22 protein-coding genes and 1 riboswitch are annotated in these 21185 nt (G+C 70.6%); of the genes, 7 read left to right on the top strand and 15 right to left on the bottom strand.

What is annotated here, in order from left to right; translation table 11 throughout:
- Positions 1-57: 57 nt before the first annotated feature.
- The 3 genes from AB0N02_RS31075 to thiO form a co-directional block, all read right to left on the bottom strand.
- Complete coding sequence (locus AB0N02_RS31075) at positions 58-816, bottom strand: thiazole synthase (RefSeq protein WP_363953660.1); 759 nt, start codon at positions 814-816, stop codon at positions 58-60.
- A gap of 5 nt (positions 817-821) precedes the next feature.
- A complete protein-coding gene (thiS, locus tag AB0N02_RS31070; protein WP_363953658.1) occupies positions 822-1022 on the bottom strand; it encodes a sulfur carrier protein ThiS in 201 nt (66 codons plus the stop codon).
- A 16-nt stretch (positions 1023-1038) separates the two neighbouring features.
- Positions 1039-2211 carry a glycine oxidase ThiO gene (thiO, locus tag AB0N02_RS31065; RefSeq protein ID WP_363953656.1) on the bottom strand — a complete coding sequence of 391 codons (1173 nt, stop codon included), beginning with the start codon at positions 2209-2211 and terminating at the stop codon, positions 1039-1041.
- Positions 2204-2310, bottom strand: a riboswitch (TPP riboswitch). Its footprint overlaps the gene before it by 8 nt.
- A 235-nt stretch (positions 2311-2545) precedes the next feature.
- On the opposite strand from thiO, the gene AB0N02_RS31060 reads away from it, so the two are divergent.
- Genes AB0N02_RS31060 through thiE form a run of 3 tightly spaced genes read left to right on the top strand, consistent with a single transcriptional unit; the run spans position 2546 to position 4765 of the window.
- A complete protein-coding gene (locus tag AB0N02_RS31060; protein WP_363953654.1) occupies positions 2546-3718 on the top strand; it encodes an FAD-dependent oxidoreductase in 1173 nt (390 codons plus the stop codon).
- A gap of 50 nt (positions 3719-3768) precedes the next feature.
- Positions 3769-4143 (top strand): Rv2175c family DNA-binding protein, encoded by a 375-nt coding sequence (locus AB0N02_RS31055; RefSeq protein WP_363953652.1) that lies wholly within the window; start codon positions 3769-3771, stop codon positions 4141-4143.
- Entirely contained in the window at positions 4121-4765 is a 645-nt protein-coding gene (gene thiE / locus AB0N02_RS31050) for a thiamine phosphate synthase (protein ID WP_363953650.1), read from the top strand. The genes AB0N02_RS31055 and thiE overlap by 23 nt, the downstream gene beginning before the upstream one ends.
- 105 nt (positions 4766-4870) lie before the next feature.
- On the opposite strand, the gene AB0N02_RS31045 is transcribed toward thiE, so the two are convergent.
- Positions 4871-5938, bottom strand: a complete 1068-nt coding sequence (locus AB0N02_RS31045; RefSeq protein WP_363953648.1) for a polyprenyl synthetase family protein — start codon at positions 5936-5938, stop codon at positions 4871-4873.
- A gap of 290 nt (positions 5939-6228) precedes the next feature.
- On the opposite strand from AB0N02_RS31045, the gene metF reads away from it, so the two are divergent.
- A complete protein-coding gene (metF, locus tag AB0N02_RS31040) occupies positions 6229-7161 on the top strand; it encodes a methylenetetrahydrofolate reductase [NAD(P)H] (protein ID WP_363953646.1) in 933 nt (310 codons plus the stop codon).
- A 4-nt stretch (positions 7162-7165) separates the two neighbouring features.
- On the opposite strand, the gene AB0N02_RS31035 is transcribed toward metF, so the two are convergent.
- Positions 7166-7762, bottom strand: coding sequence for a GNAT family N-acetyltransferase (locus AB0N02_RS31035; protein WP_363953644.1), 597 nt, complete (start codon positions 7760-7762; stop codon positions 7166-7168).
- A gap of 286 nt (positions 7763-8048) precedes the next feature.
- Here AB0N02_RS31035 and AB0N02_RS31030 point away from each other — a divergent pair, with 286 nt between their 5' ends.
- Entirely contained in the window at positions 8049-8693 is a 645-nt protein-coding gene (locus AB0N02_RS31030) for a helix-turn-helix domain-containing protein (RefSeq protein WP_363953642.1), read from the top strand.
- Positions 8694-8941: 248 nt separating this feature from the next.
- Here the strand turns inward: AB0N02_RS31030 and AB0N02_RS31025 are convergent, their stop codons facing one another.
- Positions 8942-9421: a YbaK/EbsC family protein gene (locus AB0N02_RS31025; protein WP_363953640.1), complete on the bottom strand. Its 480-nt coding sequence runs from the start codon at positions 9419-9421 to the stop codon at positions 8942-8944.
- A gap of 109 nt (positions 9422-9530) precedes the next feature.
- On the opposite strand from AB0N02_RS31025, the gene AB0N02_RS31020 reads away from it, so the two are divergent.
- Complete coding sequence (locus AB0N02_RS31020; RefSeq protein WP_363953638.1) at positions 9531-10337, top strand: L,D-transpeptidase family protein; 807 nt, start codon at positions 9531-9533, stop codon at positions 10335-10337.
- A gap of 459 nt (positions 10338-10796) precedes the next feature.
- Positions 10797-11243 (top strand): SAV_6107 family HEPN domain-containing protein, encoded by a 447-nt coding sequence (locus tag AB0N02_RS31015; protein WP_363953636.1) that lies wholly within the window; start codon positions 10797-10799, stop codon positions 11241-11243.
- A 63-nt stretch (positions 11244-11306) separates the two neighbouring features.
- Here AB0N02_RS31015 and AB0N02_RS31010 read toward each other — a convergent pair whose 3' ends face one another.
- The 9 genes from AB0N02_RS31010 to AB0N02_RS30970 form a co-directional block, all read right to left on the bottom strand.
- Positions 11307-12530: a PP2C family protein-serine/threonine phosphatase gene (locus AB0N02_RS31010; protein WP_363953905.1), complete on the bottom strand. Its 1224-nt coding sequence runs from the start codon at positions 12528-12530 to the stop codon at positions 11307-11309.
- A 146-nt stretch (positions 12531-12676) separates the two neighbouring features.
- Positions 12677-13171 (bottom strand): transcriptional regulator, encoded by a 495-nt coding sequence (locus tag AB0N02_RS31005; protein WP_271219163.1) that lies wholly within the window; start codon positions 13169-13171, stop codon positions 12677-12679.
- Positions 13172-13442: 271 nt separating this feature from the next.
- Positions 13443-14345, bottom strand: a complete 903-nt coding sequence (locus AB0N02_RS31000; protein ID WP_363953634.1) for a universal stress protein — start codon at positions 14343-14345, stop codon at positions 13443-13445.
- The gene (locus AB0N02_RS30995; protein WP_363953632.1) at positions 14342-15766 is read right to left on the bottom strand and encodes an amino acid permease; all 1425 of its coding nucleotides are present in this window, start codon (positions 15764-15766) and stop codon (positions 14342-14344) included. Before AB0N02_RS30995 ends, AB0N02_RS31000 begins: the two co-directional genes overlap by 4 nt.
- A gap of 95 nt (positions 15767-15861) precedes the next feature.
- Positions 15862-16797 carry a carbamate kinase gene (arcC, locus tag AB0N02_RS30990; protein WP_363953630.1) on the bottom strand — a complete coding sequence of 312 codons (936 nt, stop codon included), beginning with the start codon at positions 16795-16797 and terminating at the stop codon, positions 15862-15864.
- 61 nt (positions 16798-16858) lie between these two features.
- Positions 16859-17860, bottom strand: a complete 1002-nt coding sequence (gene argF, locus AB0N02_RS30985; RefSeq protein ID WP_363953627.1) for an ornithine carbamoyltransferase — start codon at positions 17858-17860, stop codon at positions 16859-16861.
- A gap of 24 nt (positions 17861-17884) precedes the next feature.
- Complete coding sequence (locus AB0N02_RS30980; RefSeq protein WP_363953625.1) at positions 17885-19129, bottom strand: arginine deiminase; 1245 nt, start codon at positions 19127-19129, stop codon at positions 17885-17887.
- A gap of 48 nt (positions 19130-19177) precedes the next feature.
- Entirely contained in the window at positions 19178-20608 is a 1431-nt protein-coding gene (locus AB0N02_RS30975; protein WP_363953623.1) for an amino acid permease, read from the bottom strand.
- A 211-nt stretch (positions 20609-20819) separates the two neighbouring features.
- Positions 20820-21092 (bottom strand): DUF3040 domain-containing protein, encoded by a 273-nt coding sequence (locus tag AB0N02_RS30970; protein WP_363953621.1) that lies wholly within the window; start codon positions 21090-21092, stop codon positions 20820-20822.
- Positions 21093-21185: the final 93 nt, after the last annotated feature.

Here is a 21185-nt window from a genome sequence, read left to right as displayed (position 1 = left end):
ATTTGGCGCTCACAGGGTCCCCGTGTTCGAAACCGATGCGCAGAAGTTGGCTGTTTTCTACGGAACCATGGGGGAGGAAGCCTCAGCATAGCGGCGCCGCGGGATCCGCCCCGCCAGCCGGGCCTGACGGCCCGCGACGACCGCCGAGCGCATGGCCTGGGCCATCAGGTCGGGCCGTTGCGCCCTGGTCACCGCGGTCGCCAGCAGGACCGCGTCACAGCCCAGCTCCATCGCCAGGGCGGCGTCGCTGGCCGTGCCGATCCCCGCGTCCAGGATGACCGGCACGTTCGCGGCCTCCACGATGAGCTCGATGTTGTGCGGGTTCCTGATGCCCAGCCCCGAACCGATCGGCGCGCCCAGCGGCATCACCGCCGCGCAGCCCGCCTGTTCGAGCCTGCGGGCCAGAGCGGGGTCGTCGCCGATGTACGGCAGCACCACGAAGCCGTCGGCGACCAGCCGCTCGGCGGCGTCGAAGGTCTCGATGGGGTCGGGCAGCAGGGTGCGCTCGTCGGAGATGACCTCCAGCTTGACCCAGTTCGTCTCCAGGGCGTCCCTGGCCAGCCTCGCGGTCAGCACGGCCTCCCCCGCGGTGAAGCAGCCCGCGGTGTTCGGCAGGACCTTGATGCCGCGCCCGCGCAGCAGGTCGAGCACCGAACCCCGCGCGGACGGGTCGAGGCGCCGCATCGCGACCGTGGTCAGCTCGGTGCCCGAGGCGGCGAGCGCCTGCTCCAGAACGTCCAGCGAGGGAGCGCCCCCGGTTCCCATGATGAGCCGGGAGGAGAACTTCTCCCCTCCGAGAAGCAGATCGTCGTTCATGTTCCTCAACCTCCCTGCACCGCGGTGAGCACCTCGACCCGGTCGGCCTCGGTGAGCGACGTGGAGTCCCACGCGCCGCGCGAGACCACCTCGTCGTTCACCGCGACGGCCACGCCGCTCCTGAGCTCGGTCAGCCTCTGTACGGCCTGCGCCACCGTCGCCCCCGGGGGCAGTTCGTGGGCGGTGCCGTTGATCGTCACGTTCATCAGAACTCCTGGAAACTCATCGGCGCTCCTGGAAACGCAGCGGAGAGCAGCTCGCCGACAGCTCGCCGTCCGCGTCGCCGAGACAGAGGTCGGCGGTGAGCGGGGCGAGCAGCACCCCGCCCCTGTGGTGCCCGGTGGCCAGCGACAGGCCGGGCACGATCGTGGGGCCGACCAGCGGCAGGTTGTCGGGCGTGCCGGGGCGCAGGCCCGCGACCACGTCGCCGAGTTCCAGCTCGGTGACGCCGGGGACGAGCTCCCGCGCGTCGCGCAGCAGCTCCCACATCCCTCCCGCCGTCACCCGGGTGTCGAAGCCCATCTCCTCCTGGGTGGCTCCGACGACGACCTCCCCGTCGCCGCGCGGCACCAGGTAGACGGAGGAGCCGTGCACGACGCCGCGCACGCACCGCTGCAGGATCCGGGAGGGGGAGCGCAACCGCATGATCTGGCCCTTGACCGGCCGCACCGGCGGCACCGCCTCGGCCGGCAACCCCTCCAGGGCGCCCGACCAGGCCCCGGCGGCCAGGAGCACCCGGGAGGCGCCGATGATCTCGCCGGTCGCGAGCCGTACCCCGGTGACCGTCCCCGTCCCCGTCCCCGTCCCCGTCCCCGCCGTCTCCGTCCCCGCGGTCGTCCCCGCGGTCGTCTCCACGCCGGCCACGCGGGAGCGCACCAGCGCCCCTCCCGTCCTGGCCAGGGCGGCCAGGAGCGCCCCGGTGACCCTCCTGGGGTCGACCCAGGCGTCTCCGCCCGCCAGCAGGCCGCCGCGGACGGACGGCGCGAGCATCGGCTCCAGGCGGCGGCACTCGCGGCCCGTCAGGCGCTCGGCGGGCAGCCCGAGCTTCTCGGTGAACGCCGCCAGCTCGTCCAGGGCCGCCAGGTCGTCCGCGCCGAAGGCGACGTCCAGCGTCCCGTCGGTGCGGTAGTCGAGGTCGAGCCCGCTGTCCGCGCCGAGTTCCGCCGCGAAGGCGGGCCACCTGTCCAACGAGGCCAGGCCCAGCCGCAGGAGGGGCTCCTCGGTGTAGGTGACCTCGCTGACCGGGGCCAGCATGCCCGCGGCGGCGTGGGAGGCCCCGGAGCCCGGGGCCGGATCGACCACCGCCGTCCTCAGCCCTCGCCTGGCCGCGCGCCACGCCACCGACAGCCCGATCACGCCGCCGCCGATGACGAGCAGATCGAAGTGGTGTGACATAAGTCTCCGCTCCCTTCGCCGGCATGACCCGGATCAGGTTCGTGGCGGTCGAGGGCCCGCTTACGGTCACGTCCGAATCCGCCACCACCAGGAGCCGTGCCGCGGCCGTGCCGGTCTGGCACGGTGTTCTCGCACGTCACCCGGCTCGCGCCGGTCCTCGTCGTGCCGCAGCCCTCCTCTCAGCCCGGTGCGTTCCGGGCTCCCGCGCGTCTGTTCGCTCCCACCCTAAGGGCTGGAACAACACCCTCACTGCGTTGGATGCGAGCTAAATACCGTTTTCGTTATCAAACAGCTAATGGCAGAGGGTCGGCCTGGCCGCTTAGGCTCGTGAGTTGTGAATCATGTCGTGGTGGTTGGCGCCGGCTTGGCCGGCGTACGCAGTGTCGAGGCGTTACGAGCCCGCGGGTTCGCCGGCACGATCACGTTGATGGGCGAGGAGGCGCACCGCCCCTACGATCGCCCGCCGCTGTCGAAGTCCGTCCTGCTGGGCGAGACCGACTCCACGATCGTCGACTCCGATCTGGACGCCCTGGAGGTCGACTTCCGCGCGGGCGTCGCCGCCAAGGGACTGCGCCCCGGCGTGGTCGAGACCACCGAGGGCGAGCTGGCCTACGACGGGCTGGTCATCGCCACCGGGGCCCGCCCGATCCGGCTGCGCGGCGACGGTGCGCAGCACGTGCTGCGCACCATCGACGACGCGCTTGAGCTGCGGTCCCTGCTCGTCGCCGGCAGGAGCGTGGCCGTCATCGGGGCGGGCTGGATCGGCGCCGAGGTCGCGACCGCCGCCCGCAGGGCGGGCTGCGAGGTGACCGTCGTCGAGGCCGCCGCCTGCCCGCTGGCGGCCGCCCTCGGCCCCGTCGGCGCGCACACCGCCTCCTGGTACGCCCAGGCGGGCGTCGAGCTGCGCCTGGGCGCCCAGGTCGCCTCCGTCGACCACGACGGGCTCACCCTGGCCGACGGCTCCCGGATCACGGCCGACGTGGTCGTCACCGGCGTGGGCGTGCGGCCCGCGGTCGAGTGGCTGGCGGGTTCCGGCGTCGAGCTCGACAACGGCGTCGTCACCGACGAGCACCTGCGCACCGCGCTGCCCGGAGTGGTCGCCGCCGGCGACTGCGCCGCCTGGTGGTCGCGCCGGTACGGCCGCCGCCTGCGGGTCGAGCACTGGGACACCGCGCTGGGCGCCCCCGAGGTGGCCGTGGCCGCGCTCCTGGGCGGCGACGCGGTCTACGACCCGGTGCCCTACTTCTGGTCCGAGCAGTTCGGCCACATGGTGCAGTACGCCGGGCACCACGACGGCGAGCGCCTGATCCTGCGTGGCGACCCGGAGGCCGACCCCAGGTGGGGGGTCTGCTGGGTCGGCGAGGACGACAGGCTCGTCGCCGTGCTCGCGGTGAACCGCCCCCGGGATCTGCTCCAGGGACGCCGTCTCATCGAGGGCGGGCAGCGCCTGGCCGTCGACCGCCTGGCCGATACCGCGGTAGCGTTGCGCGATTGCACGGTGGCGTAACCTCGCCGCCAGGTGTTTGGCGAAGGGCGCGATGTGGTAGTGGTGGATTCGTGACGCTTTCTGTTGCGCAGATCGATCGGGAGACAGACCAGCTGGTGGGCGAGTGGCTCACCCTGACCGAGGTGGCCCGGAGGCTCAACCTCAGCGCCGGTCGCGCGAAGCAACTTCTCAAGGACCGCAAGCTCATCGGAGTTCGACGGGGCGGTGGCGAGCCACAGGTCCCCGCGGCCTTCCTCGCCGCCGACGACGTCGTGAAGGGACTGCCGGGCACGCTCACCGTGCTGCTCGACGCCGGATACGACGACGTCGAGTCGCTCCGCTGGCTGTTCACTCCAGACGAGACCCTGCCGGGGTCCCCGGTGGACGCGATCGTCGCGGGCCGCCACACCGAGGTCAAGAGACGTGCCCAGGCCCTCGGTTTCTGACGCCCGCCTGTACCTGTGCACCGACGGTCGCCGTGACCGGGGAGACTTGGCCGATTTCCTCGACTCCGCCCTGGCGGGCGGGGTCGACATCGTCCAGCTGAGAGAGAAGGGCCTCGAGGCACGTGAGGAGCTCGCGCTCCTCGAGGTCTTCCGCGACGCCTGCGACCGCCACGGCAAGCTGCTGGCGGTCAACGACCGGGCGGACATCGCCTACGCGGCCCGTCCCGACGTGCTCCACCTCGGTCAGGGCGACCTGCCGGTGCGGATCGCCCGGGACATGCTCGGCGACGACATCCTCATCGGGCGTTCCACTCACGCCCCGGAGGAGGTCTCAGCCGCGGCGGCCGAGTCCGGAGTCGACTACTTCTGCTGCGGCCCGATCTGGCCGACGCCCACCAAACCGGGCAGGACCGCCCCGGGCCCGGCGCTGCTCCGGCACGCCGCGGCACTGGACACCGAGCGGCCCTGGTTCGGCATCGGCGGCATCGACCTGTCCAACCTGGACGAGGTCATGTCGTACGGCGTGCGCCGGGTCGTGGTCGTGCGGGCCATCACCGAGGCGGACGACCCGAAGGCCGTGGCGGAGGAGTTCCACCGGCGCCTGGCCGCCGGACCCGCCTGATCTCCGGATCCGTCCGTCCCCGGACCCCCGGTGCCCGGGCCCGTGCCCGGTCGCCGGAGGATCCGGGGCGGCGGATCCGACCTGGAGAGTCCGGAGAGTCCCGCCTCAGGTGCGGCGGGACGTCGCGGCCACGGCCAGGTCGGCCAGGGCCGTACGTGCCTCCGCGGTGATCGGGGCGTCGTCCAGCGAGCTCAGGGCGTCGTCGAGATAGTTCTTGATCATGTCCTCGCACGCCGCGAGCGCCCCGGTCTCCTCGATGATCCGGCGCAGCCCGCCGACCCCGGCCGCGTCCAGCTCCGGATCGCCGAGCGTGTCGTTCACCGTCCTCGCCTGGGCGGGGGAGGCCGCGGCGAGCGTGCGGGCGATGAGCATCGTCCGCTTGCCCTCCCGCAGGTCGTCCCCGGCGGGCTTGCCGGTCTCCGCCGGGTCGCCGAACACCCCGAGGATGTCGTCGCGGAGCTGGAAGGCGATGCCGACGGAGCGGCCGTACTCCTCACAGAGCCGGTCGATCCACGGCTCGCGCCCCCGCGCGGCCAGCACGAGGCCGAGCCTGAGCGGCTGCTCGACCGAATACTTGCCGCTCTTGAAGAGGGCGACCCGCAGCGCGCTCTCGAAGGTGTTGGCGCCGTGCGCCTGCTCCAGCAGGTCGAGGTACTGCCCGCACATGAGCTCGGTGCGCATGTGGTCGTGGACCTGCCGGGCCGCGGCCAGCGACTCCTCGGGCAGGCCGCTGCCACGCCACATCTCCCCGGACCAGATGAGCATCAGGTTGCCCAGCAGGATGGCCGCGCCCTGCCCGAACTGCTCGGCCGAGCCGCGCCAGCCCGCCTTCTCGTGCAGTGACTCGAACCTGCGGTGAGCCGACGGCATGCCCCTGCGCAGGTCGCTGGCGTCCATCAGGTCGTCGTGCACCAGGGCGCTGGCCTGGAGGAGCTCCAGCGACGCGGCGGCGGTGAAGACGGCGGGGTCGTCGCCGCCGCCCGCTCCGCGCCAGCCCCAGTAGCAGAACGCGGGCCGCAGCCGCTTGCCGCCGGCCAGGAAGTCCTCGGCCGCGGCGAGCAGCGGGGCGAGCTCGGGGGCGTTGACCTGGGGGCGCTGCCGGTCGACGAACTCCCTGAGGGAGCGATCCACTTCGGAACGGATGGTGTCGAGCGCGGCTGCGGAAGCGGTCATGCACCGAGATTATCGGCCCGGAGGATGGGGTTCTGTCCGCGGATGCCCCATAGGAGGTGAGGAGGCCACGGGACCCGTGCGGGGGAGGTTTCCGGACGGCCGTCCCGGCTGGGCGTCGAGGACGCCGGGGAGGGCTCCGGGGATGTCCGGAGGATGTCCGTACGGATATCCGGAGATGTCCGAAAGACGGCCGGACCGGGCCCCGGGGTTGCCCGGACGATGCCGGAAGGTGACCACATTGGGCCGATCACGGTTGTGGCGGCTCGTCGGGCGGCCAGTACCCTAGGGTCATGGCTCTGGGTCGCCCGTCAATCCTTCCCGATCGCGTGCCCACCGTCCGCGAGCTCCTCGCCGCCGGTGGCCGGTCCTTCTCATTCGAGTTCTTCCCCCCGAAGACGGATGAGGGGGAGCGACAGCTCTGGCGCGCCATCCGGGAGCTGGAGGCCCTGCGTCCCACCTTCGTCTCGGTCACCTACGGCGCCGGCGGCGGCACCCGGGACCGCACGGTCGAGATCGTGGAGCGGCTCGCCCACGAGACCACGCTCACCCCGGTCGCCCACTTCACCGCCGTCAACCACTCCCTCCGCGAGCTGCGCCACCTGGTCGGCAGGTTCGCCGGGGCGGGCGTGCGCAACATCCTCGCAGTGCGGGGCGACCCGCCCGGCGACGTGACGGGGGAGTGGATCCGCCACCCCGAGGGCGTGCTGTACGCCGAGGAACTGGTCCGGCTCATCCGCCAGTCCGGCGACTTCTGCGTCGGCGTGGCCGCCTTCCCCTACAAGCACCCCCGGTCGGCCTCGGTCGAGGCCGACACCGAGCACTTCGTGCGTAAGTGCCGCGCGGGCGCCGACTACGCCATCACCCAGATGTTCTTCCGCGCCGAGGACTACCTCAGGCTGCGCGACCGGGTGGCGGCCAAGGGCTGCGACACGCCGATCATCCCCGGCATCATGCCCGTCACCCAGATGAGCACGATCGCCAGGTCCGAGCAGCTGTCGGGCGCGCCGTTCCCGCCCGAGGTCGCGGCGCGGTTCGAGGCCGTCGCCGACGATCCGGCCGCGGTGCGCAGCCTGGGCATCGAGCACGCCGCCGAGCTGTGCCAGACGCTGCTCGCCGAGGGCGCGCCCGGCATCCACTTCATCACCTTCAACCGCTCCAGCGCGACGCGCGAGGTCTTCCAGGCCCTGGACGTCGCGCCGAGGACGGCCCAGCTGGCGGTCTGACCGGTCAGCGGGCCGACCCGGCCGACCCCGCCGGTCGGTCGGAGCGCCCGGCGGAGTCCGGCAGCGGGAGCGTGGCCCCGACGATCGCGTAGTGCTCGTAGCCGCCGGGGAAGACGAACCGGGTGAGCAGGTCGACGAAGCCGACGCTGCGGTAGAGATGGCGGGCCGCGGTCGCCTGGTCGCGGGTCGACAGTACGGCGGTGCGTTCGCGGCGGTCCTCGCACAGGCCGGTGACCATCGCCCGGCCGACGCCCTTGCCCTGATAGTCGGGGTGCACGTGGATCTCGGCCAGTTCCAGGGCGTCGCCGAGCCAGCCCCGCGCGCTGGCCTCGCCGTTCCGCTCGGCCAGCGCGTGGCGGACGATGTCGTGCCACCACTGGCCGGGTTCGCCGTGGAAGCCGTAGGCGACCCCCACCGGTCTTCCGTCGGCACGCTCGGCGAACAGGCAGGTGAACCCGGTGTGGGCGGCGTGGTTCCGCATGATCGCCTTACGCCCGGTGATCTGGTCGGCCGGCGGGAGCATCGCCGCGGTGTAGACGTCGAGGACCGCGTCGAGTTCCGCGGTGAACTCGTCGGGGCTGACCCGTCGCAGTCCGATCACGCAACGCACCCTAGCAGCAGCGGTGTCATGCGAACTGTTCAAAGGTGCCAAAGTGACGTGCGGGATTTTCACATATTTGGCATATCTCGATATGGAAAGCGGATCTTTCCATGCTTTTTCTGGTGTTTCCTGCCTTCTCGCACCCTCCGTGCTCCGCCCGCGGGCCGGCGCGGTGCGACGGCGGGCGCGGACTCGGCCGCCGGGTGACTGGACAGTCACTACACGCATGTGTAGTTTCTTTTTCCATAAGATGGTCAGATATACGTGTGGACAGGAAAGGCCGGCGGTGGCGAGGATCGAGGCGGACTTCGAGGACCTGACGGCTCGCGCCCGGATCAGGGACGCCGCGCTGCGGCACTTCGGCGAGCACGGGTTCGAGCGGGCGACGATTCGCGGGATCGCCGAGACCGCCGGGGTGTCCTCCGGGCTGGTGCGCCATCACTTCGGCTCCAAGCAGGCGCTGCGCGAGGCCTGTGACGAGTTCCTCGTCAAGGAGGTCCGCAGGCTCAACGACGAGGCGCGCGCCGTCCCCGTCTCCGTCGAGGTGAACCCGGTCGCCGCCGCGCTGGCCGCGCTCGGCCCCTACCGGCGCTACCTCGCCCGTGCCCTGGCCGAGGGGTGGGCCGAACCGCTGTTCGACGAGATGGTGCGGATGAGCGAGGAATGGCTCGAAGAGGTCGACAGGGACCGTCCCGACCCGCCCTTCGCCGGACGCGGGGCCCGCGCGGCGGTGGGCACCGCGATGGCGCTGGCCGTACCGCTCCTCCACCGGCACCTCTCCCGGAGCCTGGGCGTCGACCTGTTCAGCCCGGAGGGGGCGCACCAGCTGGCGGTGATCCTCCTCGACATCCACTCGCACCCCATGCTCACCCCGGAGGCGGCCGCCTCGATGCGGGAGGCCCTCGAAAAGCTCCGGCCCACATCACCCTGATCCGCGTACGCCGAGGAGCGCGAAACATCCGAAGCGCCCGTCGAGGGCCTGCGTCCGGCCGGGCCCGCCCGGCGGACCCCCTGAAGGACGACTCGAACCTCTGGAGAGTCGGGCACCTGCCGATGGCGTGCCGGCTTCCTCGCGCGCCGGGCGGCCGGTGGGGCCGCGCCGCCCGGCGAGGGATCACGGCCCCGCGGGCCGAGGCCGGAGCTCTCAGCGCCGGTACCGCCGGCGCCACCGGGGGACGGTCACCGTTCCACCTCGGCCGCGACCCCGCCCGTGACGCGGACGAGTTCGGCGAAGGAGGTCGGGAAGACCGTGTGCGGGTGACCGGCGGCCGCCCAGACCACCTCGTACCTGCCGAGCCAGACGTCGACGAGCGTTCTGATCGGAGCGGGATGGCCCACCGGGGCGACGCCGCCGATGACCTGGCCGGTGGCCGCGCGCACGAAGTCGGGGGCGGCACGTTTCACCTTCGCCGCCCCGACCGTCTCCGCGACCAGGCCCGTGTCCACCCGGTGGGCGCCGCTGGTGAGCACCAGGAGCGGTTCTCCGTCGGCGTCGAAGATCAGGCTGTTGGCGATGGCGCCGACCTCGCAGCCGAGCTGCGCCGCCGCCGTCGCGGCGGTCGGGGTGGCTTCGGCGAACACGACGATCTCGCCGGGGACGTCGTGTTCGCGCAGGACGGCGGCGACCTTCTCGATATTGGGATGCAACTTTTCTGGCACGCGGTCACTCTAAACAGGTTGACCGTTGATTACCGCTTCATAACCCTTACTGGGGCTTTGGAGGACGGTGCGCTATGGTCCGTGGTCTGGGCTTTGGTACTACGAGGGGATGATTTCAGTGGGGGTTGAACGGCGGCTCGGAGCGGCCGCGCTGATGACGGCGGGGGCCGTGTTCCTGTCGTCGCTTGTGTCTTCACCCGGCGTCGCGAACGCCCAGGCCGTCACCGCGACGGCCCCGGCGGCCTCGGCCAAGGCCGAGACGCCCGCGTTCGTCGCGCCCGGCAAGACGCTCAGGCTGGGGGCCAAGGGAAGCGTGGTCAAGGCGCTCCAGACGAGGTTGCAGGAGCTCGGCTACCAGCCGGGCAAGATCGACGGCCAGTACGGCGGGACGACCCTGACCGCTCTGTGGGCCTTCCAGAAGGTCAACGGAATTCCGCCGACGAGCACCGTGACCCGCAGAACCTGGAACGCTCTAGAGGCTCCGCGGAGCCCGAGGGTGCTGGTGCCGAACGGCAAGCCGACCCGGGTCGAGGTCAACCTCACCCAGCAGGTGATGGTCCTCTACGTCGGCGGTCAGGTGAAGCTGATCAGCCACACCTCCTCGGGCAGCGGGATCCCGTACTGCGAGACGGCCACCTGGCAGGGCAAGACCCAGAAGTTCTGCGGCGACGCCCGCACGCCGACCGGTGACTTCAAGACGACCTGGCGCAGGAGCGGCTGGCACAAGTCCTACCTGGGCCAGCTGTACAACCCGATCTTCTTCAACGGCGGCATCGCCTTCCACGGCGCGCTGTCGGTGCCGCTGGCCCCGGCCTCGCACGGCTGTGTGCGGCTGCCGATGCACGTGGCGGCGGTGCTGCCGGGCCTGCTCGGCACGGGGGTGCCGGTGCACGTGCGCGGCAAGTTCGTCCGTTAGCCGCCGGGCCCCGCGCCGTCCGGCCTTCCGCCGTCCGGCGCGGATCGGACGGCGCTCCGGACCGGATGGCGCTTTGGATCGGGCGGCGCTCGGACCGGGCGGCGCGGGCGGAGCGGCCGCGCGGTGGCGGACGGACAACGGCAGGTGGAAGCCCCGGGAGACCCTGGTCTCCCGGGGCTTTTGCGTCTTTCAGGAGGATCGAACTTTTGTTCGTGGTTTGCTTGACACGATAAGTGATCGAATTTATGTTCGATGTGAAGACGTGAGACTCGCGGCTCACGTCCAGGGTGGTCGGCTTCGCCCGTGTCGTCGGCGACGACGATCGGCCGGGCCGGGGCGGACGGGGAGAGGGGAAGCTCCTCGTCCGGCCGCCCGGCGGATTTGTCGGTGGGGTCTGCGAACGTTGACCTGACCGGTGAAAACGCCGGGAGCCGCTTGCGACCAAGGAGGCTGAAGCACATGACCCCTCGGCTCAGCGATTCCGATGGGCCCCGGCTCTCGACCACGGTGCGGGCGCACCTGACCGACGCGCGCGACCACCTCGAGGAGGCGTGCGCCGCACGCACCCCCGCCACCCGCTACGTCGCCGCCCACCTGGCGGCGCTCAGGGCGGCCGCCGCCGTCCTGGCCGCACGGCCGCGTCCCATGGACGGCCGCAGGCGCCGCCTGCGCAGCGCCTGGGAGCTGCTGCCCGAGGCCGAGCCCCGGCTCGCCGACTGGGCGCCCTATTTCGAGGTCAGCGCGACCAAGCGGGCCGCCGCCGAGGCGGGGATGACCCGGATGGTCACGGCCAGGGACGCCGAGGAGCTGATCTCCGAGGCGGAGAGGTTCGTCACCACGGTGGAGAACCTGCTCGGCGTGCCCACCCAGCCCACACTGCCGGCCCGGGTCCCCATGGCCGGTTAGGAGTGTCTTCCCGCGACACCTGACGGTGTCGCGGGCTCGGGCGCGCCCGGGCCGGTTCCCGGATCAGGCGGCCGAGGCCGCGGAGCTTGCGGCGCGGTGGCGCAGCAGGAGCATGGCGGCGTCGTCGCCCAGCGGCCTGCCCACGTGGCGCAGCAGGTCGGCGCGGAGGGCGTCCAGGGCCAGCTGAGGGTCGGTGCCGCCCAGCAGGTGCGCCCTGGCCTGCAGCGGATAGAACTGGCCCGTTCCATTGCGGGCCTCGATGACCCCGTCGGTGTAGAAGAGGACCTGGTCGCCGGGCTCGAACGGGATCTGGTGCGGCACGGCCTCACTCGCCTTCAGCGAGACCATGCCCAGCGGGAGCGCCTCGTCCGGCGGATCGGCGAACCACCGCTCGCCGTCCGCGGCCAGCACCATCGGGGCCGGGTGCCCGCAGTTGATGACGGTGATGGAGGTGCCCTCGCCGATCTCGGTGTTGTCGGCCATCTCGGTGATCTCGGCCAGGATGGCGGTGACGAACTGCTCGCCGGATAGCTCCCGGGTCAGCGCGTTCTCCAGCCGGGTCACCACGCCCTGCAGCTTGGCCTCGTCGTGGGCGGCCTCCCGGAAGGCACCCAGCACCACCGCCGCGGTCTCCACGGCCTCCAGGCCCTTGCCCTGGACGTCTCCCACGATGATCCGGACCCCGTGCGGAGTGGTCACCACCTCGTACAGGTCACCGCCGATGCGGGCCTCGGCCGTGGCCGAGGTGTAGGAGACGGCCACCCCGATCCCGGGTCCCGCCCTGCGGGGCACCGGCCGCAGCAGCACCCGCTGGGCGGCCTCGGCCACCGAGCGGACGTCGGCGAGCTGGCGCTCGTGCCGGAGCCGCCCGGCGCTGGCCAGCACGCTGGCCACGGTGACGCCGAGGATGGCGGCCATCGTGATGTTGGTGCGGGGCGTCCAGAGGATGTCGTTGTAGAGGCCGAGCGCGACGCACAACGCCAGGGCGATGACCCCGGCCACCGTGGTCCTGGCCAGGCCGCAGGCCACGCTGGCGAAGGCGGGACCGAGGGCCAGCAGGGGCAGCAGGCCGAACGTCGGGCCCGAACCGAAGTCGATCAGGGCCACCACGGCCATGACGACGAACGGCAGCAGCCTGAGCGTGTCCTGCGTCCTGGTGGCCCCGATGGAGGTCAGCAGCCGAAGAAAGGCCCGCGTCTTGGTCGATCCCAGCGACGCCTTGAGGGCGTCGAGACGGCTCTTCGGGCGTGCTTGAGAGTGATCATGCCGATCCCCTCCCCGGGCCATGTCCACCACATCTCGTTAAATGCCATGTTTGCCTTTTCCTACCACAGCGATCGTCACCCGTGGCGGGATGCAGGTCATGTTCTAACGAGAGAGCAAGATTTCCGGTCGTGGGATACACCGGAGCGTACCCACGACCGGACAGGCCGTCAGAAGGACTCGACGGCCCGGCGTGCCTCGGGGTCCAGGACACCCCAGGTGATGAGCTCCTCGGTGAGCTCGCTGGGGGACTTGTCATAGATCACGGCGAGGGAGCGCAGGTCCTCCTGGCGGATGGACAGCACCTTGCCGTTGTAGTCACCACGCTGGCTCTGGATGGTGGCCGCGTAGCGGGCCAGCGCCCCTGCCTTCTCCTTCGGGAGCTGGGCAAGACGCTCAAGGTCGATGACAAGCTTCGGCGTCGGGCCGAGCGGGCTCGGCGCACTGCCACCGGGCAGTAGTTCATTGACCGGAACCCCGTAGAAGTCCGCCAGCTCGGCCAGCTTCTGCACCGTCACCGCGCGGTCTCCACGCTCGTAGGAGCCGACGACAACGGCCTTCCAGCGGCCGCGGGACTTCTCTTCGACTCCGTGCAGGGACAAGCCCTGCTGGGTGCGGATCGCACGGAGTCTTGCACCCAGCGACTTGGCGTATTCAGACGGCATCGTGTGGCCCCCCGGCTCTGTTATGTACTGCTTTCACTTGATTGTGCTCCCTCGCAACTTATGCCCCTTTCACCGGGAAGGCGCCTGGGGTAGGCACCTTCGGTGACCGAAGCGTTGGGGTTTACCCGGTAACGTCGCGAGGTGTGGTTACGGACAGTGACGGTAAAGCTGTGGGCGCCTAAGGTCAAGCTGATTGGAAAAAAGAGGTCGAATCCGATCCGATGTGGTCCGCCTCAAACGCCGTGCTTGTCCCCTCGCGGATAGTGAATCATCACGGTTTCCCGAGCTTCTCGGCGGACCCTGGCTTGGCGGGGGGATTCCTGGGCAACATCATCACCGGGCACGGTGCCGAGCGTATGATCTTCAAGGAGACGTCGCCGAGGAAGACCCGGCGCAGAGGCCCCGTTTCGCTGGAGGCGCAGATCAAGATGGAGCCCTCGCAGTCGGCGCGCGCCAGTGCCGTGGCCACGTCCCTGCCCTCCAGCACCCCGACGTCCACCCGCACACGTCCCCGGGTGATCTCCTCGAGGTCGGCGGCCACCTGCTCCCTGAGCCGGCCGAGCATCTCCTCCTCGACCTTCGCCTGCCGCCTACCGCTCACGACGAGGGTGATCAGGCGCAGCGGCACGTCCACCTGCGCGGCCAGCTCGAAGGCCTGCCGTACGGCCTCGTCGGAGCCGGGGTCGCGCCGGTAGGCGACGGTCAGCCTCCGCAGCTCCGGCGACCCCTGCTCGCCGTATCCCCGGGGGGCCAGGGCGACCGGCACCGGAGAGGCGTGCAGGAGCTGGTCGGCGGTGCTGCCGATGCGGATGCGGCCCCGCCCTCCTCCGGGGGCCGACCCGATGACCACCACGTCGGCCTTGACCCTGCCGACGAGCTGGACCAGGCCGCGCCCGCTGCCCCGGTTGGGCTGTGAGAGGTAGTCGACCGAAATGTCCGTAATATCCGCCATGAAGTCGCGCGCCCGTTCCAGGATTCCGGCCGTCTGCTCGGCCACGTAGGACCGCCATTCGGCGTCGATCTTTCCGGGGCCCGGTGTCGGCCAGGCCGGCACGTGGACGTGGGCGACCGTCAGCCTGGCCCCCGCCCGCCGCGCCATCAGCACGGCCAGGGCCAGCCCGTCCTGCCCGCGGGCGCCGGGGACGAACCCGGCGAGGATGTGTTCGATCTTCATCGGACGCTCCGGTTGAGACGGGAGTGGCGGAAGCCGTACAGGAAGTAGGCGAGCAGGCCGACGACCAGCCAGAGCGCGAAGGCCAGCCAGGTGATCCCGGCCAGTCCCAGCATCACCACGACGCAGAGGATCACCCCGAGGACCGGCGTCAGGGGGAAGAACGGCGTCCGGAAGCTGCGGGGCAGATCGGGCTGGGTGTGGCGGAGCACCAGCACGCCGACGTTGACGATGGCGAAGGCGAACAGGGTGCCGATGCTGGTGGCCTCGGCGAGCTGGCCCAGGGGGATGAACCCGGCGAGCACGGAGACGAAGGTGGCCACGATGAGCGTGTTGGCGATCGGGACCTGGCGGCGCGGGTCGACCTTCTCGAAGATCTTCGGTATCAGGCCGTCGCGCGACATCGCGAACAGGATGCGGGTCTGGCCGTACAGCACGGTGAGGACCACGCTGGCGATCGCCACGACCGCGCCGAAGGAGATGATGACGCCCGCCCAGGTCGCGCCGGTCGCGCGGTCGGCGATCAGGGCGAGGCTGGCCTCGGTGCTCTCCGGGTGGAACTCCTGCCACGGCATGGCGCCGACGGCGGCCAGCGCCACCAGCACGTAGACGACCGTGACGATGACCAGGGACAACAGGATCGCCAGGGGGAGGTCGCGCTTGGGGTTCCTGGCCTCCTCACCCGCGGTCGAGGCCGCGTCGAAGCCGATGTAGGAGAAGAAGACCTGTGAGGCGGCGGCGGTGATCCCGGCGGCGCCCAGCGGGGCGAAGGGGGTCAGGTTGCCGCTCTCGAAGGCGCTGAAGGCCACCACGCAGAAGAACGCCAGCACCGCGATCTTGATCAGCACGAAGACCGCGTTCGCGGTCGCGCTCTCCGAGGCGCCGCGCAGCAGCAGCCAGGTGGCCAGCAGGACGATCAGGATCGCGGTGACGTTGATCACGCCGCCCTGGTCGCCGGGGGAGTGGGTGATGGCGTTCGGCAGCTGCCAGCCGAACAGGTCGCGGAGGAAGTGGTTGAGATACTCGCCCCAGCCGACCGCGACCGCCGCGACGGAGACGGCGTACTCCAGCATCAGGCACCAGCCGCACACCCACGCCACCAGCTCGCCCAGCGTCGCGTAGGCGTAGGAGTAGGACGACCCGGAGACCGGGATGGTCCCGGCCAGCTCGGCGTAGGACAGGGCCGAGAACAGGGCCGTGATCGCCGCCAGCACGAAGGAGGCGACCACCGCCGGTCCCGCCTTCGGCACGGCCTGGCCGAGGATGACGAAGATGCCGGTGCCGAGCGTGGCGCCGACGCTGAAGAGGGTCAGCTGCCACAGGGTCATGGTCCGGCGCAACTCGCCGCCCTCACCGTGCCCGCCCTCGGCGATGATCTGCTCGGCGGGTTTGGTGCGGAACAGCCGCTGTGCCACGGAAACCATGTGGTGCCCCCCTCGACTGGACTGGTGTGCCGATGATCCGTCGTGCCGGGGGGACTACCCGGCCCCCGCCCGCCGGAACGCGAGGGGGCCCTCGGTCACAGGGTGCTGGCCAGCGGCCAGGTGGCGTTCGGGGTGACGATGGTGCCGGCCCTGCCCTCCAGTATCCGTTCGGCCTCGTCCAGACGGCCGATCGCGGCCATGTCGCCGGTCGTCTCGACGAACCGGCAGACCGCCTCGACCTTCGGCCCCATGGAACCGGCGGGGAAACTCTCGGCGCGGAGCTGGTGCGGCGTGGTGTGGGAGATCTCCTCCTGCTGCGGGGTGCCGAAGTGCCTGGCGACCCGCGGCACGTCGGTCAGGACCATGAGGACGTCGGCCTCCAGCGCCTCGGCCAGCACGGAGGCGGTCAGGTCCTTGTCGATGACCGCCTCGATGCCCTGGAGCTGTCCCTTGTCGTTGCGGATGACCGGGACGCCGCCGCCGCCCGCGCAGATCGTCACGACGCCGTCGCGGACCAGGCGGCGCAGCAGCCGGGTCTCCACGACCCGCTGCGGGGCGGGGGAGGGAACGACCCTGCGCCAGTACTGCCCGTCGGGCTTGACGGTCCAGCCGTACTCCATGGCCAGTTTCTCCGCCTCCGCCTGCTCGTAGACCTGGCCGACGAACTTCGTCGGGTTGTCGAAGGCCGGGTCGACCGCGGAGACGAGCGTCTGGTTGATCGTGGCGGCGACCTGCCGTCCCGGCAGCGCGTTCTGCAGCGCCTGCAGCAGCCAGTAGCCGATCATCCCCTGTGTCTCGGCGCCGATCGTGTCGAGGGGGTAGGGCCGGGCCAGGTTGGGGTCGTTGGAGCTCTCCAGCGCCAGCACGCCCACCTGGGGGCCGTTCCCGTGCGTGATGATCAGCTCGTGCCGTTCGGCCAGCCGCGCCAGTGAGGCGGCGGCGACGCGGACGTTCTCCCGCTGGGTCTCCGCGTCGGGCTTCTGCCCCCGGCGCAGCAGCGCGTTGCCTCCCAGGGCGACCAGGACGCGCATGGTCAGCCTCCCGCGGCCGTGGGGCGGGCGGGTGCCTCGGTGGTCAAGGTGGCGCGCATGTTCACTCTCCCAGGGTCGCGACCAGGACGGCCTTGATGGTGTGGAGCCGGTTCTCGGCCTGGTCGAAGACGATCGACCGGGGCGACTCGAAGACCTCCTCGGTGACCTCCAGCGCCTCGTGGCCGGTCTTGCGGAACAGGTCCTCGCCGACCGTGGTCTCCCGGTTGTGGAAGGCCGGCAGGCAGTGCATGAACTTCACCCTCGGGTTGCCCGTCGCCTCGACCACCCCGGCGTTCACCTGGTACGGCATGAGCAGCTTGATGCGCTCCTCCCACACCTCCTTCGGCTCGCCCATGGAGACCCACACGTCGGTGTAGAGGAAGTCCACGCCCTGGACGCCCTTGGCCACGTCGTCGGTGATGGTGATCCTGGCCCCGGTCTCCCCGGCGAGGTCCCTGGCGGGCTTGACGACCGAGTCGTCGGGCCACAGCGCCTCCGGCGCCACGAGCCGCACGTCCATGCCAAGCATCGCGCCGGTGACCAGCAGCGAGTGGCCCATGTTGTTGCGGGCGTCGCCGAGGTAGGCGTAGGCGACGTCGTGCAGGGGCTTGTCGCTGTGCTCCTGCATGGTGAGCATGTCGGCGAGCATCTGGGTCGGGTGCCAGTCGTCGGTCAGGCCGTTCCAGACCGGGACGCCGGAGTAGGCGGCGAGCTCCTCGACGTCGGACTGCTTGCTGCCCCGGTACTCGATGCCGTCGAACATCCGGCCGAGGACCCGCGCGGTGTCCTTCACCGACTCCTTGTGGCCCATCTGGGAGCCGCTCGGGTCCAGGTAGGTGACGTGGGCGCCCTGGTCGTGGGAGCCGACCTCGAACGCGCACCGGGTGCGGGTCGAGGTCTTCTCGAAGATCAGGGCGATGTTCTTGCCCCTGAGCCTGGGTTCCTCGCTCCCGGCGTACTTGGCGGCCTTGAGCTCGGCCGCCAGTTTGATCAGGAACCTGAACTCGTCCGGGGTGAAGTCGAGTTCCTTCAGGAAGCTGCGGTTGCGCAGGTTGAATGCCATGTTGACGCCCCCCGTCGAAGGAGATCAGATGCCGTCGCGCTCGAGGGGGCAGCTCATGCACCGGGGGCCGCCGCGGCCCCTGCCGAGTTCGCTGCCCCTGATGGTGATCACTTCGATGCCGTTGGCGCGCAGGTAGTTGTTGGTGGTGGTGTTGCGCTCGTAGGCGACGACCACCCCGGGGCTGACGGCCAGCACGTTGCAGCCGTCGTCCCACTGCTCGCGCTCGGCCGCGTACACGTCCTGGGTCGGGGTGAGGATCCTGATCTCGTCCATGTCCATGGCCCGGGCGATGGCCCGGTGCATGTCCTCGGGGGCGTGATCGGTGATCTTGAGTTCCTTCTCCGTGTCGCCCGGTTCGACCGTGTAGGAGGGCAGCATGCCCAGCCCGGCGAACTTGGTGAACACCCCGACGTCCACGTTGGTCATGACGGTGTCCAGGTGCATGAACGCCCGCGCCTTCGGCATGTTCAGCGCGATGATCTTCTTGGCCGCGCCCTTGTGGAACAGGCTCCGCGCGAGCATCTCCACCGCCTGCGGCTGGGTGCGCTCACTCATCCCGACCAGTACGGCGCCCCGGCCCAGGACGAGCACGTCGCCGCCCTCGATGGTCGCGGGAGCCGAGGCCATGCCGGGCATCCAGAGGTTGAAGCCCCCCTCGTCGGGCCTGCCGAACCCCGAGGCGAACAGCGGGTGGTAGCGGTAGATGGCCTCGTAGTTCACGGTCTCGTGCTGGCGGGCCTTCTTCTTCATCGCGTTGATGGAGACGCCGTCGTAGATCCAGCAGGAGGTGTCGCGGGTGAACAGGTGGTTGGGCAGCGGTGGCAGCACGAAGTCCTCGGGGGCGAGGGTGTGGAAGACCAGGCTCTTGGGGTCGGTGCCCCGGTCCACGAGCTCCTGTTTGGTGATCCCCCCGGTCAGGTAGAGCTGGAGGTCGGCCGAGTCCATCGCGTCCAGCGCGTTGCGCAGGGCGTCGACGGCCATCGGCCCGAAGAAGCGCTCGTCGATGACGTGGTCGAGGATGTACTTGCGGGCGTCGGGGATGTCGATGGTCTCGCGCAGCAGGTCGGCCAGCATGTAGACGGTGATGCCGCGCTCGCGCAGCGTCCGCTGGAACTCCTCGTGCTCCTCGACCGCGCGCTGTACCCACAGCACGTCGTCGAAGAGGAAGTCGTCCTTGTTGGAGGGGGTGAGCCGCTTCAGGGACAGCTCGGGCTTGTGGAGCAGGACCCGGTGGAGCCGGCCCACCTCTGAGTCGACGTGAAAAGCCATTTCTCTTCCTTCGTCGTCGTTGACGTGGTTGTGCTTGACGGGGCGCCGTCAGCGGGAACGTTCCCGGACGGAGACGGGGGCCTTCTCCCTGGGGCCGTACTCGCCGCGTTTGGCCTTGGTCCAGATGTAGACGGGGATGCCCACCAGGAGCATCAGGAAGCCGATGAAGATCGCTTCCATGCCCGCGCCGTACGTCATCCAGAAGCCGAACAGGATCGCCACGGCGGTGATGGCGAGGTCGCGGCCCAGCCGGGCCCCGCTGACCGCGCGGGCGCCGGTGACCAGCCAGAACAGCTGGGCGCACGCGGAGAAGAAGTAGGGGATGACCGTGGTGAAGGTGGCGATCAGCAGGATCTTGTCGAAACCGTTGGTGGTGCCGAAGTAGTTGTAGAGCGCGACCAGCGAGGTCAGCGCGGTGCCGGCGATGATCCCGACCCAGGGGGCGCCGCGGCGCGACTCCCTGGCGAAGACGCCCGGGAACAGGCCGTCCCTGGCCGCGGCCATCGGCATCTCCGCGACCAGCATGGTCCAGCCGTTGATGGCGCCGATGCCGGAGACGATCGCGCAGGCGGCCATGATGCCGCCGCCGATGCTTCCGCCGAACATGTTGTTGATCGCGTCGGCGAACGGGGCCTTGGAGTTGACGAGCGCCTCGTGCGGGACCGTGCCGAAGATGGCGACGGTGCTGAGCATGTACATCGCGGCGCAGATCAGCACGCCGTAGACGCTGGCCCTGCCGATGTTGCGCGCGGGGTCCCTGACCTTGTCGGCCGCGATGGTGACGCTCTCGACGCCCGAGTAGATGAACAGCGCGAGCGCGCCCGCGGTGGACAGGGCGCCGATCCAGTTGCCCCCGGTCGCGTTGAACGACCCGAAGTTGCCGCCCCTGATGAAGAACAGGCCGACCACCGCGACGAAGATCAGCGGGATGAACTTCAGCACCGTCGTGACCAGCGCGAAGGCGCCGATGTTCTGCACGCCGCTCAGGTTGACCAGCGCCGGGATCCACAGCGCGACCAGTGCCAGCGCGAACTGGGCGACGGGGGACTGCCAGTGCAGGAAGTAGTTGACGTAGTTGACCCAGACGACGGCGATCGCGGCGTTGCCGATCCAGGCGGTCAGCCAGAACGACCAGGCGTTCCAGAAGCCCGGGAACTCACCGAAGGCGTCCTTGGCGTAGGCGTAGGGCCCGCCTCCGGTGGGCAGGCGCGCACCGAGCCTGCCGAAGACGACGGCGAGGGCGATGGCGCCGATCGACACCAGGGCCATGGCCACGATGCTGATCGTGCCGTAGGCGGCGAGCGAGGCGGGCAGCAGGAACACTCCCGTGCCGACGATGTTGCCCACGATCAGGGCGATCGCCGCGGGAAGACCGAGCTTGCCGTGTTCCTCGGCGATGACCTCGGCCGCCTCGTCGCGGATCACTCCCTCTTCGGCGGCGGTGCGCCCTCGCGGGCGGTCGCCAGAGGAATCCCCCATTGTGCGCCCCCCGGCACATATCCCCTGGACAGTCCACTTTCAGTGGCAATATCCAATGAGGTCCCCCGGCCGGAGGGGATGAAACCCGTACGGTCGTGACGGGGAGGCGTGATCCAGGACTTTCCCGACAGTACGGTCGCGGCCGGAACGCGGCCCCGAGGGCGGTCCCGGGCCGGTGCGGACGGGGTGGGGGGCGGGGCCGGAGAGGGGATCAGCCGCGGTTCAGTATGTGGGCCGCGGGGGCCGGGTCGACCTCGGACGCCGAGACCGGGGGGAGCGCCAGGGCCATGATCGCCATGATCGCGGCCAGCAGGGCGACGGGGAGCAGGACGGCGGGGAAGGGGCTCTGCCGGGAGGGCAGCGCCTCGGAGGTCACCGCGCCGGTGGCGAAGGAGGACAGGGACTCCGCCAGGTCCGGCTCCTCGGAGTAGAGCCGGTCGGCGATCCGGTCAAGGGTGCGCTTCTCGCGAGCGGACAGGCCCATGTTCTCGTATCTCCCGGTAGCCGACGGTGACGCGAAGGATTTTAATGCCGCTTTGTCGGGTTTTGCCAAGTTGGGGAGGTAGATCTTCGCCCA

Origin of the sequence: Streptosporangium sp. NPDC051022, assembly GCF_040683035.1 — a bacterium.
Lineage (GTDB): Bacteria > Actinomycetota > Actinomycetes > Streptosporangiales > Streptosporangiaceae > Streptosporangium.
This window is presented reverse-complemented; position numbering and strand designations above follow the sequence as displayed.